At 49.9% G+C, this 1,865-nt stretch carries 2 protein-coding genes and 1 pseudogene; all 3 read right to left on the bottom strand.

The genetic code is table 11. The annotated features are described in order from the left end of the window. Positions 1-170 precede the first annotated feature (170 nt). The gene (locus I2E45_RS10285) at positions 171-1,145 is read right to left on the bottom strand and encodes a hypothetical protein (protein ID WP_195445986.1); all 975 of its coding nucleotides are present in this window, start codon (positions 1,143-1,145) and stop codon (positions 171-173) included. 9 nt (positions 1,146-1,154) lie between these two features. Next, positions 1,155-1,592 carry a DUF4869 domain-containing protein gene (locus tag I2E45_RS10290; protein ID WP_035138697.1) on the bottom strand — a complete coding sequence of 146 codons (438 nt, stop codon included), beginning with the start codon at positions 1,590-1,592 and terminating at the stop codon, positions 1,155-1,157. Positions 1,593-1,687: 95 nt separating this feature from the next. After that, a pseudogene (locus tag I2E45_RS10295) lies at positions 1,688-1,865 on the bottom strand (glucose-1-phosphate thymidylyltransferase); the annotation flags it as partial.

Here is a 1,865-nt window from a genome sequence, read left to right on the forward strand (position 1 = left end):
GGGTGGTTGTTGACCACGTAGTGCACGAAGTTGCTGCCGATGAAGCCGCAGCCGCCCGTGACGATGATATTCTTGGGTTCAAAGATCTCAGACATGAAAATCCAATCTGAAGCATGTACAGCTTCTTTAGTATGCCGCAGGAAGTGACGCCGCGACGCTATTCAACAAAACTATCGGACATTTCGGCATGCGATAAGAGCCATAACCTTCGCAGAATTACTTCCCCTACAAAACGCCTCCGGAATGCAGTCTTTGTCGTAACGGAAGACCGAATTCCCAGTTTTATCGCGTAAGTACTTATAGAAGAAGTCCTCCCAGCTTTTAAACTTCTCACTGTTTATAAAGGCTTCTGGGGTTTCCAAAACCGCCTTAACATCTAACCCTGAAATTACGCCGGAGCTCAGCAGAAGCCACTCGAATGACTCGGGAAGACAAACCGTAACAGTATCGCGGTGAATGTCTTGCAGCTTAAGGACGCGGTCCGCATAGCACCCAAATGCTGCTCCGTCCGCGACAACAAACACGCGATCGTCGAAATGCTGATCCAACCAGCCCAAAATCGCGCTGTTCGTCATGGCCGAAGCGCAGGTAAGCTCACTGTCAGCGAAATGCCGTTCAAAGAACTGGAAACCAGACTTACTGTCCTCGCATAGAAGGATAGAAAAGTCCTGTTTTGGCGCCGACCGGGAAATAGCATAACGATGATTCCCGCGATCTTGATAAACAGGGACGAAAGAATGGTATTTTCCGCTCGTCTTAATCCTGTAAATCTCATCCACGCTATACGGAAGATTGGGGAAATCAGCCCTTGAGATCAGCACGAAATAATTCGAGGAATACAGCACATGATGGGCAAACTCATCAGAATGGATCTCTTTTAAGCCCTCATCGACAAATACAATCGAGTCATGAACGGACGAAAGCTGGTTTCGCCAATCATAATCGGTCAGGGCGACACAGGGACAATCGCATTGCAAGGAAACGCCCGACTGCTCGCCCGTTCGCATGTAGTCTGCGACCATGTCAAACAGCGTCGTCTTACCCGTGCCGCTATCGCCACGCACAATAGTGATGTTCCGCTTGATGGTAAATGTGTACTTGGTTCCCCTACGGCGGGAAATCTTAACAAGATGCGAACCGTTCATAAGCAGCACCTACAGATACGGAATCGACTCGTGAATCAATTCGGCCATGTTATGAACGATTCGGCCGCTGTTCACGACTTTGATTTTAAAATCCTCGCGGCCAAAGTCCATCACATGATAGAGATTCACAACGAGCTTGCGGTCTTTCGCCATGTCGAGAATCCACTTGGCACAGTTGTCACCACAGGTAGAAGCGTTAAAAATATGCTTACGATCAAATCTCATAAGCAGCAGCGTTTTCACGCCACCAGAAAGCTGGAGTGGGGAGATGGATCCAAGCACAGGGCTTTCGATGACGTTTTCGGAAACAACAACCGATCGATCGACATCTTTAATTATCGAGACTGCATAGGGATCCGTAATCCAAGAAGACCGGTAAGAGTTTTTGAAATATGTCGCTGTGTTGTAAATCGCTTCTGGCATATCGCCAAAGTAGACGCTTAACACATCCACTCCCAATCATATTGTCTTTATGGTCAACGTAATCATAACGAAAGGGGCCACCAGATAAACGGTGGCCCCTGAAAGAAAACAAGCTTGCGCTAGTACTCGTGCGGGCTGTTGACGATCTCGCCGGCGGCGACCTTCTTCAGGTGCTGGCCGTAGACCGACTTGCCGTAGGCCTTCGCGGCCTCCTCCAGCCCGGCGGTCGTGATCCAGCCGTTCTCCCAGGCGATCTCCTCGGGGACCGAGACCGGCAGGTCCTGGGAGTGCTCCACG

Origin of the sequence: Collinsella aerofaciens, from assembly GCF_015555045.1 — a bacterium.
Taxonomy (GTDB): domain Bacteria; phylum Actinomycetota; class Coriobacteriia; order Coriobacteriales; family Coriobacteriaceae; genus Collinsella; species Collinsella aerofaciens_W.

Excerpts from the sequence above, each read along its gene's own strand:
- I2E45_RS10285 (WP_195445986.1), bottom strand. The coding sequence starts at position 1,145 with ATGAACGGTTCGCATCTTGTTAAGATTTCCCGCCGTAGGGGAACCAAG.